The following is a 14,275-nucleotide window of genomic DNA, read 5'->3' on the forward strand; positions in this document are numbered from 1 at the left end:
TCAAACCCCTGATGGTTAACCTGCAGGTCAACCGGCAAGATAGCGACATGATCTCAGACGATCACGCCGCCGCAAATGTGTCGGGGGAGTTTGCCGAAAAAAGCGAACGGTGTCCAGAAAGTCACTGCCTGATAAAGGACAATCCCGGTCAGGCGTTTTTCAGAACCTGCTTGAGCAGATCGCGCATTTGAAAGCGTTCGATTTCGCCCTGCGTACGCTGCGCGCGCATTTCCTGCCCGTCGCTGAAAAAGAGCAGGGCCGGCGGTCCAAAAAGGTTATAGCGCTTGAGCAGCGCACGCGCTTCTGCGTCGTTATCGGTGACATCAAGGCGCACCAGTGAGAATCCCTGTAGCTGTGCACGAATGCCGGGATCACCCAGAACATCACGCTCGAAGCGGCGACAGCTGATGCACCAGTCAGCGTAGACATCAATCATGACGGGCCTGTCAGCATTGGCCAGGATGGCATCCAGTGCCGGCCTGGTCGTGACCGTTGTCATCTCAAATGCTGCCGTGTCACTGGCCCTTGAGGTGGTAGTGTCACCTGCCAGTGGCGTCCAGGGATCATCATGACCCATGGCGGCGCCGACCAGACACAGAGCACCCCAGAGCAGTACGATCAGGGCAATCGCCTGACGTAGTCGCGACCAGAGTTCCTGGCCGGACCATGACAGCGCGCCCATACCCACGCCGGTCAATACTGCAAGCCCACCCCACAGCGCCAGAGACAGCGTCGGGGCCAGAAGACGGTCAAGCAGCCACAGGGCCACGCAGGCCAGTGCCACGGCGAAAAGGCTGCGGATACCTTCCATCCAGGGCCCGCTGCGCGGTAACCATCCGGCACCGAGTGTGGCGACCAGGATTAGTGGAATGCCCATGCCCAACCCTAGTGCCAGTAGTGCAAGCATGCCCGCCAGCGGATCGGCGCCTGCCGAGAGATAGACCAGCACGCCCGCCAGCGGTGCTGAAATGCAGGGAGACACAATCAGGGTAGAGAGTGCGCCAGCCAATGTCGCTCCCGGTACTCCGACCTGTCGCAGCCGATCCTGCCAGGCGTTGATGCGCTGTTGAGTGCGTGTTCCTGTGGGCAGCTGCCAGACATCCAGCAGCCACAGGGCAAACACAACAAACAGGCAGGCAAAGGGAATCAATACCCATGGTGACTGCAGGCGTGCCTGAAGGTTGAGGCTGGCCCCAAACAGGCCCATCAGGGTGCCAAGAGCAGCGTAGGTCAGTGACATGCCTGCCACGTAGGCCGATGACAGCATCAACGCGCGACCCTTGCCTGCATTCTGGCCGACCACCAGCGTAGTCACGATCGGCAGCATGGGCAGCACACAGGGCGTGAAGGCAAGCCCCAGTCCTGCCAGAAGGAAAATCCCCATCATGACCGGCAGACTGGACTGGCCGGGCAGAGTAGAAGTTTCAGTATCACGCGGTTGATCCATGTCCTGCGCTTTTGCGACAGGTGCAGGATCACCTGGCATTTGCGCACCGATAAAACGCTCGGGCGTTGTGCCGGGTAATGCCTGAAGATGCCTTGTTTCGGGGGAGTAGCAAAGACCTGCTTCGGCGCATCCCTGAAAATCGATGCGAAGCGGCACGGGGGCACTGTCGGGCAGCGGCGTTTTCAGCGTCGCCGTGATGATCAGCGGGTGGTGAAATACTTCCACATCACCCAGAAACTCATCATGAATGGCTTCGCCGCGCGGGATGTCGGGAGCCTCCAGCGTGATGTCAGCGCTGTCGCTGCGGATATCAAAGCGGTGGCGATAGAGGTAGTAGGCCTCGGCACTGGTAAACCCCACCTTGATCGTATTGCCTTCACGCCATGTCCTGTAGGTAAATGCTTGATCGACCGGCAGGAAATCGCTGTCGCTGGCGGTGTCTTCGGTCTGCGTCTGCCACGGCATGTCGGCCGTGCTGTCGCGTTCAATACGACTGGCGCCTTCAACGCCAACAGTATCATCGGATGAAGAAAAGAAATTGCTGGCCGGCGCTGTCGCTGACAGCAGAACACCCAGCAGTGCAATAATTAAAAAAAACAGGGCGCGCGACATCATGGACTCCGCAGCGCTGGCATGGGTAATGCCGAGGGTGAAAGAGGATAGAGTCTGAATAAAACATGTCGCGGCGCAATAAAGACGCCGCGACATGCTGGTATGAAGACCTTTTTTCAGCGAAAGGGTTCGCCAATCAGTCTTTCTGGCACCACTGGATCATGACTGAATGATCAGTGGCTATCCTTCTGGAAGGCATCGATGGATTTTTCGATGGCCTTGATGGCAGCGGCCTTGTCACCCCAGGTGTCAATCTTGACCCACTTGCCCTTTTCGAGATCCTTGTAGTTCTCAAAGAAGTGCGCAATCTGCTGGCGCAGAAGTTCGGGGAGGTCGGTGACTTCCTCAACATCGTCATAGGCGGCAGAAAGCTTCTGATGCGGGACGCAGATCAGCTTGGCGTCTTCACCGGCTTCATCGGTCATGTGCAGGATGCCGACCGGACGGGCACGAATCACACAGCCAGGCTGCACCGGGTAGGGTGTGACGACCAGCGCATCCAGCGGGTCACCGTCGTCGGCCAGCGTATTGGGAATGAATCCGTAGTTGGCCGGGTAGAACATCGGGGTCGGCATGAAACGATCGACCAGCAGGGCGTCGAGATCCTTGTCAATTTCATACTTGATTGGCGTATGGTTGGCAGGAATTTCAATCGCCACGAACAGATCGTGGGGAACATCCTTGCCGGCGGGGATCTTGTCGAAACTCATCGATCGAGTCCTTGCGTTTGCGGGTTGAAAATTCGAGAGTGAAAATCGTGGAAAATTATACGAACCAGGCACGACGATTACCAATCCGGTCGATCGGCAGCCCCCGATCCGCACAATACGATAAATCCGTTGTCTCGTAAAAAGGATGCCAGTGACGTGCAAAGTGGCCTGTCATTAAGTTTCGGACACGCGTTCGTGGCGCCCGATCAACGACGTCATCGCTCGTCGATGGCAGTTCAGATTCCCGACAATCCACGCCAGCTCGAGATCAAGGGTGCCTGTGCAATCATTGCCGATTCCACCTGGCGTAATGCGATTGCACGTCAGGCCGGTGATATCTCGGTGCGCGGGTTTCTGGCCGATTACTATTCCACACCCGATCACTGGGACATCAAGACCTCGGCTACCAGAGTGCTGCGTGCACTCAATGGCTGGTGCTACAGCCAGAGTCGCTACGTACAGGGCGGCAGCTATATCAGTTCGCTGTCCGCCATTATCTTTCGTGGCCGGGAAAGTTTTCTGTTTCATATGGGCGATACGCTGGTCTTTCGCCTGCGCGGTGCCGAGTTCGAACAGATATCACGTGATCATGTCACGGATCTGGGGGGCTATCGCTATCCTTCCCGGGCGCTGGGCATGGATAACAATGTCGATATTGATCACATGAATCTGTCGCTCAAGACCGGCGATGTGTTCCTGTTTACCTCTCAGGCCGTGCGGGGGACGCTGACGCCCACGGACTATATGCACGCCATACGACAGCAGGCAAGCGACCTTGATGGTGCCTGCGAACGCCTCGCCGGTATTGCGCGTGAGCGTGCCGGTGCACGCGGCTATGGTGCTGAAGCCTTCTGCTTCCAGCTGGTACGGGTCGATAGTCTACCCGCGCAGGACATGGGGCCTCCCGTTCAGTTGCCCGGACAGCTGCCGATTCCGGCCGAGCTCGAGATCGGGGACCGGATTGATGGATTGCTGATCGAGTCGATCATTTCCAGAACGGCCCGGGCGCATGTCTATGGCGTCAGGGATGAAGCGTCGCTGCGTCGAATGGTGATGAAGACCCCCAGCCCCGCGCTTTCCTCGCGCAATCCCTATCTGGAGCATTTTCTGCTGCAGCAGTGGATCGGCGAACGGGTGCGCTCCTCCTTCGTCGTGCGCATCGTGGCGCCTCCGCGTCCCCGTCGGCATCTCTATTACCTGATGCGCCCGATTGAAGGACAGCCGCTGGATCACTGGCTGGAACAGCATCCCGAGGCCTGCATCGAACAGCGTCTGGATATTGCGCGCCAGCTGGCCCGCGCCGTACATGCCCTGCATCGACGCGACATTCTTCATCAGGCCATTCGGCCTGAGAACATCATGATCGACCAGCATGAGCAGGTGGTGCTGATTGATTTTGGCGCCTGCGCGCGCCGGCTCGATGATGACAATAATGCGGCGCTGGCACTGGCCCGTGATGCCGGGCTTGGCATGCACAGTGCACCGGAGTACGCCCTGGGTCTGGGTGTGAGTCGTCGCAGCGACCAGTATTCGCTGGCCTCCACCATTTACTGGCTGCTGACCGGGGCCATGCCCTACGACATGGCGCCGGACATGCTTGAAGATGAACAGGGGCTGTCATTGCTCACCTATCGTCGCGCCCGTGATATCAACCCACAGGTGCCGGCTATTCTGGACAATGCGCTGCAGCGTGCGCTGTCACCGTGTCGGGCGCTGCGTTTTCGGCGGTTGTCGGAGCTGATTCATGCGCTGCGTCATGCCATGACGTTTGCCGATGCCGATGAGGAGGATGAATCCTCGCCGTTACCTGAAAAAACGCTGGACGCACCTTCCCGGCACAAGGCGCTTCGCCTATGGCAGGGCATTGCGGCAACGCTGCTGCTGTCGCTGGTCGCTGTCATGTTGATCAAGTAGGTCGTCACGCATGGCCAGGCGCATTAAAAAACCCCGGTCACATGACCGGGGTTTTTGTATTGACGAAAGCCGGAATGGCTATATCGTCAAAGGCGTGCTGCAGCGCTTAGAGATGGTATTCGGGCAGCTTTTTGGCAATGCGTTCCAGCCGCAGATTGGCCACTTTGGGCAGGCCATTTTCAAAGGGCGGGAAATCTTCTCCCTGAATCAGCGGGCGCAGGTAGCGGCGACCGGCATCGTTGATGCCAAAGCCATCCTCTCGGATGTACTCGGCCGGCATGAATTTTTCCTGATTGGCCACCTTTTCAAGCGGTGCATCAATGATCGACCAGCGGTACGGGTCCTCGCTGTCACGCTGGATGGCCGGCATGACGGCGTTCTTGCCTTCCAGGGCGCACTCAACGGCGCGCTGACCCACGGCGTAGGCCTGTTCGACGTCAACGGCCGAGGCCAGGTGACGCGCTGCACGCTGCAGGTAATCGGCAACAGCCCAGTGATACTTGTAGCCCAGATCCTGCTTGACCATGCCGGCAAGCGTGGGGGCAACACCGCCGAGCTGGCGGTGGCCAAAGGCATCGGTGTTGCCGGCATCGGCCAGGAAGGTGCCGTCTTCGTAGCGTGCGCCTTCGGAGACCACGACCACGCAGTAGCCGTGCTTTTTGACCGCAGCATCGATGTGGTTCATGACGCGCTGGCGGTCAAAGGGCACCTCGGGCAGCAGGATCATGTGCGGCGGGCCATCATTGGTTTCACTGGCCAGTGCGCCGGCGGCCGCAATCCAGCCGGCATGACGCCCCATGGATTCAAGGATAAACACCTTGGTGGACGTTGAGCACATCGAGGCGATGTCCAGCGCCGCTTCACGGGTTGAGGTGGCAATGTACTTGGCCACCGAGCCAAAGCCGGGCGAGTTGTCGGTAATGGGCAGGTCATTATCGACGGTCTTGGCCACGTGGATGGCCTGCAGAGGATAACCCATGCGCTCGGAAAGCCGGGAGATCTTCAGGCAGGTATCGGCACTGTCGCCGCCGCCGTTGTAGAAGAAATAACGAATGTCATGGGCCTTGAAGACTTCGATGAGCCGCTCGTACTGACTACGGTGGGTCTCGATGTCCTTGAGCTTGTAACGACAGGAGCCAAAGGCGCCGCCGGGGGTATGTCTCAGTGCTGCGATGGCCTCGTCACTTTCCAGGCTGGTATCAATCAGGTCTTCGGTCAATGCACCGATAATGCCATTGTGCCCGGCATAGAGTGTCCCAATGCGATCGCTGTGCTTGCGGCATGTTTCGATGACGCCGCAGGCACTGGCATTGATAACAGCCGTCACACCACCTGATTGTGCGTAAAAGGCGTTATTGGAGGTCATGAGCTTCCTGCTTCTTATGAATGAAGGTCGGCCAACGCCGTTGTTGCTGACCGCGCTGTCTCTCGGCAACGTGGCGCGCCTCTTGTGGGCTGCGCTGCTGTTGGTTGGTCAGCGGATCGATGGCCGGCATCGGGTATTACCCGTGGGGCGATCATATCCATTACCTGCAGGCCTGATCCAGTCAGAGATGAATAGAGTTGCAGGCGAACCGGAGCCTGACGTCGATTCACGGGCCATGCTAGGCTGATTCGGCTTTTGACGGAGAGCCCTATTTTTCATGCATATTCATATTCTCGGCATCTGTGGCACTTTCATGGGCAGCCTGGCGCTGCTGGCGCGTGAGCTTGGCCATCGTGTCACCGGCTCGGACAAGGGGGTCTATCCCCCCATGAGTACACAGCTTGCAGCACACGGCATCGATGCCGGGCACGGCTTTGATGAGGCCAATCTGCACCCCAGACCCGACCTGGTCATCATTGGCAATGCGTTGTCGCGCGGCAACGTCGAGGTCGAGGCCGTCCTCAATCAACGCATTCCTTATACATCCGGGCCACAGTGGCTGGCGGAAAATGTGTTGCGAAAGCGTCGGGTGCTGGCGGTGGCTGGCACCCATGGCAAGACCACCACGGCCAGCATGCTGGCATGGATCCTCGAGCAGGCCGGTCTGGCGCCGGGGTTTTTGATCGGTGGTATTCCGCGCAATCTGGGCGTATCGGCGCGTGCGGGGGCAGATGACGGGGTCTTCGTGATCGAGGCCGATGAGTACGACACAGCCTTTTTCGACAAGCGCTCCAAGTTTGTTCACTACCTGCCGGAAGTGGCCGTGCTCAATAATCTGGAATTTGATCACGCCGACATCTTCAGCGACCTGGCCGCCATCGAGCGTCAGTTCCATCACCTGGTGCGTCTGGTACCGGGCAATGGACAGTTGGTGGTAGCGGATGATGAAGCGGCGCTGTCGCGTGTGCTGGACATGGGTGCCTGGTCACCCGTGGCGCACTTTGGACGTACGGATCAGGCCCAATGGCAACTCGGTGATGGCACCGATGATCAGCAGTTTATCGTCAGGGCGCCTGAAGGTGAGGTCGTGGTGCAGTGGAGAATGAGTGGCGAACACAACCGACGCAATGCCCTGGCCGCGATGGCGGCCGCCAGTGCCGTTGGCGTGACGCTTGAACAGTCTGCCGCGGCGCTGGCCACATTTGCCTCGCCGCGACGCCGACAGGAGGTGCGCGGCATCGTCAACGACATTCAGGTCATTGATGATTTTGCCCATCATCCCACGGCCATTGCCATGACGCTGGAGGGGCTCAAGGCCGTGCCATCACGCGGGCGTTTGATTGCCGTGATCGAACCGCGCTCCAATACCATGAAACTTGGCACCATGAAGGCGCGCCTGCCGGAAAGTGTCGCCAGTGCAGATCAGGTCTACTGGTACCAGCCGGCCACGCTGGACTGGCCGGTGGCGGAGGTGGCCGGGGCCTGCTCGGTGCCGGCCCATGCCATGACCACCACCGAGCAACTGATTGAAGCGCTGGTGGACCATGCCTGTCCGGGAGATCGCATTGTCATCATGAGCAATGGCGGCTTTGACAACATCCATGAGCGCTTGCTTGAAGCGCTGCGGCAGCGCCATGGTCAGACGGTGGAAACCGGGGTGTAATACATCGGCCCCTGCCTGAGCCAGCGCCGGAGGCCATCAGCAGGTTGTGATGGCCTCCGGCGTTTTTGTATCCGCGATAGGGCGCCAAAAGGGTTAAAAGGCAGGCAGCCATACAATGCGCGCAATGACCAGCACTACCGAGGTCAGCGTTAGCAGGATCAACTGCCCGGGATTGACGGCGTCGGTCAGATAGCGGCGTGCAAAAAAATGGTAGCTGATGCGGGTGGCACCGCAGATGATCAGACCCAGCAGGGCACCACCTACAAGATCACTGAGCCAGTGCACGCCAAAGGTCAGCCGGGACAGGGCAACGATCCCTGCGGCCACGATGGCCACCCAGTAGGGCCAGCGTCTGGCACGACTTGATAGTCCTTCGGCAATGAAGGCGGCACTCAAGCCCCAGAACACGACCGCGGTCGATGCATGAGCGCTTGGATAGGAATAGGAGCCGACCAGATGATCGGGTGTGTCCGGACGTACCCGACCGATCATCTGCTTGAGTGCCGTATTGCTGAAGGCCAGCAGTACCAGCGCACCGCCCCAGTGCAAAAGGGCGGCCAGACGTTTTCGTAGCAAAAGCCAGCCAAGCCAGGGCAGCAGCATGGCGATAATGCCCAGGGCGTCGCCAATGCGATCCAGCACCATCGAGAGACGCATCAGGAGCAGATTGCCGGGACGTGAGAAGAAGCCCTGCGCCGCGACATCCAGCGCCAGCGGTTGATGAAGTCCGGCCACCAGCCATGTCCAGCCAATAAAGGCGAGTATACCCATGACCAGCAACACGATAGAGGCCAGTGGAATTTCACCGCCGACTCGTTGCTGGCGAAGGCTCAGCCATATCCTGCGTGTGATGCCATGACGTCGCGCCCTGACCAGAAGGCCGCGATAGAGGTGGCTGTCCCGATCCAGACGCCGTCGTAGCCATGACAGCGCAAAGCCAAGCATGATGAAAATGAACACCAGGACCGACAGCCACTGTTCGGTTCCGGGTGGCAGGTGCAACAGATGTTGCCAGCTTCGTCCCAGATAATACCCGGGCAATAGATAGGCCGGTGCCCACAGCAGCGCCGAGATCACGTTGACCACCAGAAAGCGCGCCGGGGGCATGTACATCATGCCGGCTACCATGGGAATGACGGGACGGACCGGGCCGACAAAGCGGCCGAACGCCACCGACAGGGCGCCGTGGCGAGTGAAGAACTGCTCGCCCTTGTCGACCCAGTGTGGATAGCGGTTGAACGGCCACCAGCCGCGAATGCGATCGCGCTGTGTACGCCCAAGCCAGTAACTGGCCCCATCGCCGATGACGGCACCAGCAAAGGCACTCAGCAGCAGGGCGACAATGGATATCTGGTCATGACCTGCCAGTGAGGCGGCTGCCGTTAGCATGACCACACCGGGCATGACCAGGCCTACCAGCGCCAGGGATTCGAGCAGGGCAACAACACCGACAATCAGGATCAAAATCGTCGGGTTATGTGCCCACTGATCAATCAGGGCAACAGGATGCATCAGACAGGACTCCACACAATGACTTGCCGCGCCTGGCGCGGTTTTTACTGCTGCCGGCAACTGACTTATAGTGACGAACAATAAGTATCGGACGAGCAAACATAAAATCGTCGGCCAGTATAGTCAGCCGCTGTGCACTCCGATAGCGTCAGGTTACGACAACAGACAAGCGCGGCCGCGCTTATTGGGACACAGGAGAACAGCGCAGATGATGTCTGAGGTGCAAAAGGAAAGTATCGATACTGCCACACGCATGACCCTGCTGGGCCAGCAGGCGCGCAAGGCGTCTCAAGTACTTCGCAGCAGTACCACGCAGCAGCGAAACAATGCGCTGGGGGCGATTGCCGCCGAGCTTTCGCAGCAACGCGACACGCTTTTAAAAGCCAATGCTCACGATATTGCGCGTGGTGAAAGGGAGGGGCTCTCCGAGGCGCTCATGGATCGGCTGTTGCTGACGCCTGCGCGCATTGACGCCATGATCGCGGGCCTTGAGACCGTCGCTGCGCTCCCGGACCCGGTGGGCGGTATCGATGAGCTTCGCACGCAGGCCAATGGGCTGCGTATCGGGCGCATGCGCACGCCGCTGGGCGTGATCGGTATCATCTACGAATCGCGTCCCAACGTGACGGTGGACGCTGCTGCACTGTGTCTCAAGTCAGGTAACGCCGTCATTTTACGCGGCGGTTCGGAAGCCTTCGAATCCAATTGCGCCATTGCCCGCTGTATCGCCTCGGGTCTTGAACAGGCCGGATTGCCGGGTCATGCCGTGCAGCTGGTGGAAACCACCGATCGTGACGCCGTGGGGGCGCTGATCACGGCCAGCGAGTATGTGGATGTCATCATTCCGCGTGGCGGGAAGTCGTTGATCAAACGCATCTCGGAGCAGGCCACCATACCGGTCATCAAACATCTGGAAGGGCTGTGCCATGTCTTTGTCGATCGTCATGCATCGCTCGAGATGGCATCTACTATCGCCTTCAACGCCAAGTGTTTTCGTTACGGTATCTGCGGCGCCATGGAAACGCTTTTGGTGGATCGGGACATTGCCGATGCCTTTTTGCCTGACATGATCACGCGTTTTAAGGACGCTGGCGTCACCGTACGTGGCTGCGCTGCAGTACAGGCACTGGCAGATGTCGAACCGGCCACCGAGGAAGACTGGCAGACCGAATACCTGGGTCCGTTTTTGTCCATTCGGGTAGTCGAGGGGCTTGATGCAGCGATTGAACACATCAATCACTACGGCTCACATCACACCGACGCCATTGTCAGCGACCACTTCGGGCATACCCAGCGCTTTTTGACACAGGTGGATTCAAGCTCTGTCATGATCAATGCACCGACCTGTTTTGCCGATGGCGCGCAGTATGGGCTGGGTGCCGAGATCGGTATTTCGACCGACAAGCTGCATGTTCGCGGGCCGGTAGGGCTGGAAGGGCTGACCACGCGTAAATACATCGTGCTGGGCGATGGTCATGTCAGAACATAACCCGCGTGTCGCCATGTTTGGCGGCACGTTTAATCCCATTCATATTGCGCATCTGCGCGCGGCCGTGGAGCTGCGTGATGCGCTTTCGCTGGATGCCGTGCATATGGTGCCGGCCCATCTGCCGCCGCATCGCAGCGCCCCGGGGGTCAGTTCCGGGGATCGCCTGCGCATGTTAAAGCTGGCACTGGCAGATACGCCGGGGCTGATTGCCGATGATCGCGAAATCCGTCGGGATGGACCGTCCTGGTCGCTGGATACGCTCAAATCGCTGCGCGAGCAGTACGGTGAGACGGCGCGTCTTCTCATGGTGCTGGGGCGGGACGCTTTTCTAAAACTGCACGAGTGGCATGAACCTGCGGCACTGTTTGATTATGCCCATATTCTGGTAATCGGGCGCCCGGAGAGTCAGGAGCTGCAGTGTCAGGTCCTTGAGGATCTGGTTGAATCGCGGCGTGTGGACAGTGTCGAGGCCATGATGGCGGCGCCTTTCGGGCGGGTGCTGGATTATGATCAGACCACTGCGATGGCCGTCTCCGCGACCGCCATCCGTCAGACACTGGCGGCAGGTCGCAGCGTGAGGTACCTGATGCCATCGGCCGTTGAGGCCTTCATCAGTGAGCATGGGCTGTACGGTGAAGCAGCAGACTAACGCCATCAGGGTGTCAAAAGCGTCAAATGTCTATGGTGCATGCGCCTGACAGCGGTACAATGCGGTTTGAACCGTTTATATCCGAGGAGCTATGCAGACAGTACTTTCATCTCTGGTGGTTGACGCCCTGGAAGAGCTCAAGGGGCGTGATATCGCCGAGCTCGATGTATCCAGACTGACCAGCGTGACCGATGTCATGGTGGTCGCCAGCGGTACTTCCAGCCGACACGTCAAGGCACTGGCAGACAATGTGGTAGAGCGCGCCAAGAATGAGGGCGTTCGCCCGCTGGGCGTAGAAGGTGAGGCCGGCAGCGATTGGGTGCTGGTGGATCTGGGCGATGTTGTGGTCCACGTCATGATGCCGGACGCCCGCAGACTCTACGACCTGGAAAGGCTCTGGAGCGAGTTGCCCAATGATCTGGGCCGTCATGAGGCGGTCAGCGAGCAACATTCTTGAAATTGAGGATGCTTGCTGTCGGCACGCGAATGCCGGGTTGGGTCACGCAGGGCGTTGAAGAATATCGCAAGCGCCTGCCGCGTGAGATGGCGCTTGAGATCATTGAGCTGCCACCCGGTCCGCGTCAGAAAAGCGCGGACCCTGCGAAGGCAATACGCGTTGAAGGCGATCGTCTGCTGTCGAAAATCAGGGACAGTGAACTCGTGGTGGCGCTCGATGTCGAAGGCAAGCCATGGTCGACACCGACGCTGTCCGAGCGCATGAGCGACTGGCAGATGTCCGGCAGCGACGTATCACTCCTGATCGGTGGCCCTGACGGCCTTGATCAGCGCTGCCTGTCACGTGCCGATCTTCGCTGGTCCCTGTCGCCTCTGACGCTGCCTCATCCACTGGTGCGTGTATTGCTGGCCGAACAGCTCTACCGTGGCTGGACGCTGATGACCGGGCATCCCTACCATCGCTAGCGGGGCCTGAGCATGCAGCACGTTGTGCCTGCCGGGCGGCTTATCCGTTTATTGTTTTTGGGCAATCTTCTCAATGCGCCCACGTCGCGCCACGCTTAAGGATTCCGAACAACAGGCACGCATCTTTCGCCACCGCAGTATCGTGGCGGCGTTTTTTGTTCTTATCATGTTTTCCGGCCTCATCGGGCGCATGGTATGGCTGCAGGTTGTTCAACACGACATCTTCATCACGCGCTCGGATAAAAACCGTATGCGGGTCGAGCCGTTGCCGCCCAATCGTGGTCTGATCCTTGATCGCAACCACGAGGTGCTGGCCGAAAATCGACCGACCTACAACCTCACCCTGGTGCGTGAGCAGGCCGGCGATGTCGGCCAGACCATTGCTCGCCTGATCAATATTCTGGATCTTCCCGAGGATCAGCATGATGTGCTGACGCAGCGATCACGCGAGCGTCTGCGCTCCTATGAGCCTGCGCTGTTGCTCAGTGATCTCAACGAAGACCAGATTGCCAGGGTCGCGGTCAACCGTTACCGGCTGCCCGGGGTAGAGGTCGAGGCCCAGCTCATTCGCTACTATCCCGACGGCGAGTGGATGTCACATGTGCTGGGGTATGTCGGGCGTATCAGCCAGGACGATCAGCAGCGCATCGATACCAGCAACTATGCTGGTACCCACTTTATCGGCAAGACCGGCATCGAGCGGTTTTATGAAGATGAGCTGCATGGCCAGGCAGGGGTGCGGCGCATCGAAACCAACGCCCGGGGCAGGGCCCTGCGCGAGATCAGTCGTACGCCGCCGCAGCCGGGTAAAAATCTGACGCTGACGCTGGATTCGAAGCTTCAAAAGCTTGGCCACGAACTTCTGAAGGGCAAGCGCGGCGCCATCGTTGCCATTGAACCTGATACCGGGGCCATTCTGGCCATGGTGTCGGAGCCCGGCTTTGATAACAACAAGTTTGTCACCGGCATCGATACCAAATCCTATGCAGCCCTTCGTGATGACATTGACATGCCGCTGTTCAATCGTGCCTCGCGAGGTGCCTATCCACCGGCGTCCACGGTCAAGCCCTACATGGCTTCCGCGGGTCTGGAATATGGTCTGGTTCAGCCATCCGACTCCGTATACGACCCCGGCTATTACCAGTTGCCCAACGACTCCCGACGCTATCGCAACTGGCTGCGCTGGGGGCATGGCCGGGTCGACATGAAGCGTGCCATCACGGTTTCCAATGACACCTATTTCTTCAGTCTTGCCCATCGCATGGGCATCGATCGCCTCTCCGAATTCATGCATAAATACGGGTTTGGCGAGGATCACAGCCTGGATGTCTGGGGCGCCGGCAGTGGCCTGATGCCCAGCCGCGACTGGAAGCGTGGCCGCTACAACCAGGCGTGGTATCCAGGGGAGACCCTGTCGGTAGGTATCGGGCAGGGCTACTGGCTGGCTACGCCCCTGCAGATGGCTACCGCCGTTGCCGTGCTGGCCAATGATGGCCGATGGGTGCGTCCCCACCTTGCCATGCAGGTGGGCGATCAGCAGATTGAGCCACCTTTCGAGAACACACCGGATAATGTTGAGCTGGACAATCCGCGCTGGTGGGATCTGATTCATCAGGCCATGGAAAATGTCATGGTTGGCGGTGAAGGCTCGGGACGCGCCTCGGGGCGCAACCTTCAGTATCGCATGGCGGGCAAGTCAGGCACGGCGCAGGTATTTACCCTGGGGCAGAAGGAAAAATACAACGCTGCCGAGCTTGAGGAGCGCCTTCATGACCATGCCCTGTTTACGGCGTATGGTCCGGTGGATGATCCCAAAATCGCGCTTGCCGTCATTATTGAAAACGGCGGTGGCGGCAGTAAGGTAGCGGCGCCCATTGCGCGTGAGATGCTGGATGCCTGGATACTGCCGGGTCTGAAATCCAGCGAGGAAGCGCAGCGTCATGCCCGGCAAAATGAAAGTGCCGCTCAGCAGATCGTGACGGGAGACTGACG

At 59.1% G+C, this 14,275-nt stretch carries 11 protein-coding genes; 7 read left to right on the top strand and 4 right to left on the bottom strand.

Features of this window, described 5'->3' with window-relative positions:
- Nucleotides 1-148: 148 nt before the first annotated feature.
- On the bottom strand, nucleotides 149-2,059 hold the full coding sequence (gene dsbD, locus IE123_RS03955) for a protein-disulfide reductase DsbD (protein ID WP_189515278.1): 1,911 nt from the start codon (nucleotides 2,057-2,059) through the stop codon (nucleotides 149-151).
- A 173-nt stretch (nucleotides 2,060-2,232) separates the two neighbouring features.
- A complete protein-coding gene (gene ppa, locus IE123_RS03960; RefSeq protein WP_115852970.1) occupies nucleotides 2,233-2,769 on the bottom strand; it encodes an inorganic diphosphatase in 537 nt (178 codons plus the stop codon).
- Nucleotides 2,770-2,997: 228 nt separating this feature from the next.
- Between ppa and IE123_RS03965 the strand changes: the two genes are divergently transcribed.
- The gene (locus IE123_RS03965; protein ID WP_189515902.1) at nucleotides 2,998-4,683 is read left to right on the top strand and encodes a bifunctional protein-serine/threonine kinase/phosphatase; all 1,686 of its coding nucleotides are present in this window, start codon (nucleotides 2,998-3,000) and stop codon (nucleotides 4,681-4,683) included.
- A gap of 106 nt (nucleotides 4,684-4,789) precedes the next feature.
- Here the strand turns inward: IE123_RS03965 and IE123_RS03970 are convergent, their stop codons facing one another.
- A complete protein-coding gene (locus IE123_RS03970) occupies nucleotides 4,790-6,049 on the bottom strand; it encodes a 6-phosphofructokinase (RefSeq protein WP_189515280.1) in 1,260 nt (419 codons plus the stop codon).
- 277 nt (nucleotides 6,050-6,326) lie between these two features.
- Here IE123_RS03970 and mpl point away from each other — a divergent pair, with 277 nt between their 5' ends.
- Nucleotides 6,327-7,712 (top strand): UDP-N-acetylmuramate:L-alanyl-gamma-D-glutamyl-meso-diaminopimelate ligase, encoded by a 1,386-nt coding sequence (mpl, locus tag IE123_RS03975; RefSeq protein ID WP_189515282.1) that lies wholly within the window; start codon nucleotides 6,327-6,329, stop codon nucleotides 7,710-7,712.
- Between the two features lie 93 nt (nucleotides 7,713-7,805).
- On the opposite strand, the gene IE123_RS03980 is transcribed toward mpl, so the two are convergent.
- Nucleotides 7,806-9,224, bottom strand: a complete 1,419-nt coding sequence (locus IE123_RS03980) for a bifunctional DedA family/phosphatase PAP2 family protein (protein ID WP_189515284.1) — start codon at nucleotides 9,222-9,224, stop codon at nucleotides 7,806-7,808.
- A 208-nt stretch (nucleotides 9,225-9,432) separates the two neighbouring features.
- Here IE123_RS03980 and IE123_RS03985 point away from each other — a divergent pair, with 208 nt between their 5' ends.
- From IE123_RS03985 to mrdA, 5 genes are all read left to right on the top strand, one after another.
- Complete coding sequence (locus tag IE123_RS03985) at nucleotides 9,433-10,713, top strand: glutamate-5-semialdehyde dehydrogenase (protein ID WP_229819577.1); 1,281 nt, start codon at nucleotides 9,433-9,435, stop codon at nucleotides 10,711-10,713.
- Nucleotides 10,700-11,362, top strand: a complete 663-nt coding sequence (gene nadD / locus IE123_RS03990; RefSeq protein WP_308430184.1) for a nicotinate-nucleotide adenylyltransferase — start codon at nucleotides 10,700-10,702, stop codon at nucleotides 11,360-11,362. The genes IE123_RS03985 and nadD overlap by 14 nt, the downstream gene beginning before the upstream one ends.
- Before the next feature lie 91 nt (nucleotides 11,363-11,453).
- Nucleotides 11,454-11,819, top strand: coding sequence for a ribosome silencing factor (gene rsfS / locus IE123_RS03995; protein ID WP_189515288.1), 366 nt, complete (start codon nucleotides 11,454-11,456; stop codon nucleotides 11,817-11,819).
- Nucleotides 11,816-12,283 (top strand): 23S rRNA (pseudouridine(1915)-N(3))-methyltransferase RlmH, encoded by a 468-nt coding sequence (rlmH, locus tag IE123_RS04000; RefSeq protein ID WP_189515290.1) that lies wholly within the window; start codon nucleotides 11,816-11,818, stop codon nucleotides 12,281-12,283. Before rsfS ends, rlmH begins: the two co-directional genes overlap by 4 nt.
- Nucleotides 12,284-12,356: 73 nt before the next feature.
- Nucleotides 12,357-14,273 (top strand): penicillin-binding protein 2, encoded by a 1,917-nt coding sequence (gene mrdA / locus IE123_RS04005; RefSeq protein ID WP_189515292.1) that lies wholly within the window; start codon nucleotides 12,357-12,359, stop codon nucleotides 14,271-14,273.
- The last annotated feature ends 2 nt before the right edge of the window (nucleotides 14,274-14,275 follow it).

Origin of the sequence: Kushneria pakistanensis, assembly GCF_014652795.1 — a bacterium.
Taxonomy (GTDB): Bacteria; Pseudomonadota; Gammaproteobacteria; order Pseudomonadales; family Halomonadaceae; genus Kushneria; species Kushneria pakistanensis.

Coding starts and splice junctions, on each gene's coding strand:
- dsbD (WP_189515278.1), bottom strand. CDS start 2,059: ATGTCGCGCGCCCTGTTTTTTTTAATTATTGCACTGCTGGGTGTTCTG.
- ppa (WP_115852970.1), bottom strand. CDS start 2,769: ATGAGTTTCGACAAGATCCCCGCCGGCAAGGATGTTCCCCACGATCTG.
- IE123_RS03965 (WP_189515902.1), top strand. CDS start 2,998: ATGGCAGTTCAGATTCCCGACAATCCACGCCAGCTCGAGATCAAGGGT.
- IE123_RS03970 (WP_189515280.1), bottom strand. CDS start 6,049: ATGACCTCCAATAACGCCTTTTACGCACAATCAGGTGGTGTGACGGCT.
- mpl (WP_189515282.1), top strand. CDS start 6,327: ATGCATATTCATATTCTCGGCATCTGTGGCACTTTCATGGGCAGCCTG.
- IE123_RS03980 (WP_189515284.1), bottom strand. CDS start 9,224: ATGCATCCTGTTGCCCTGATTGATCAGTGGGCACATAACCCGACGATT.
- IE123_RS03985 (WP_229819577.1), top strand. CDS start 9,433: ATGATGTCTGAGGTGCAAAAGGAAAGTATCGATACTGCCACACGCATG.
- nadD (WP_308430184.1), top strand. CDS start 10,700: ATGTCAGAACATAACCCGCGTGTCGCCATGTTTGGCGGCACGTTTAAT.
- rsfS (WP_189515288.1), top strand. CDS start 11,454: ATGCAGACAGTACTTTCATCTCTGGTGGTTGACGCCCTGGAAGAGCTC.
- mrdA (WP_189515292.1), top strand. CDS start 12,357: ATGCGCCCACGTCGCGCCACGCTTAAGGATTCCGAACAACAGGCACGC.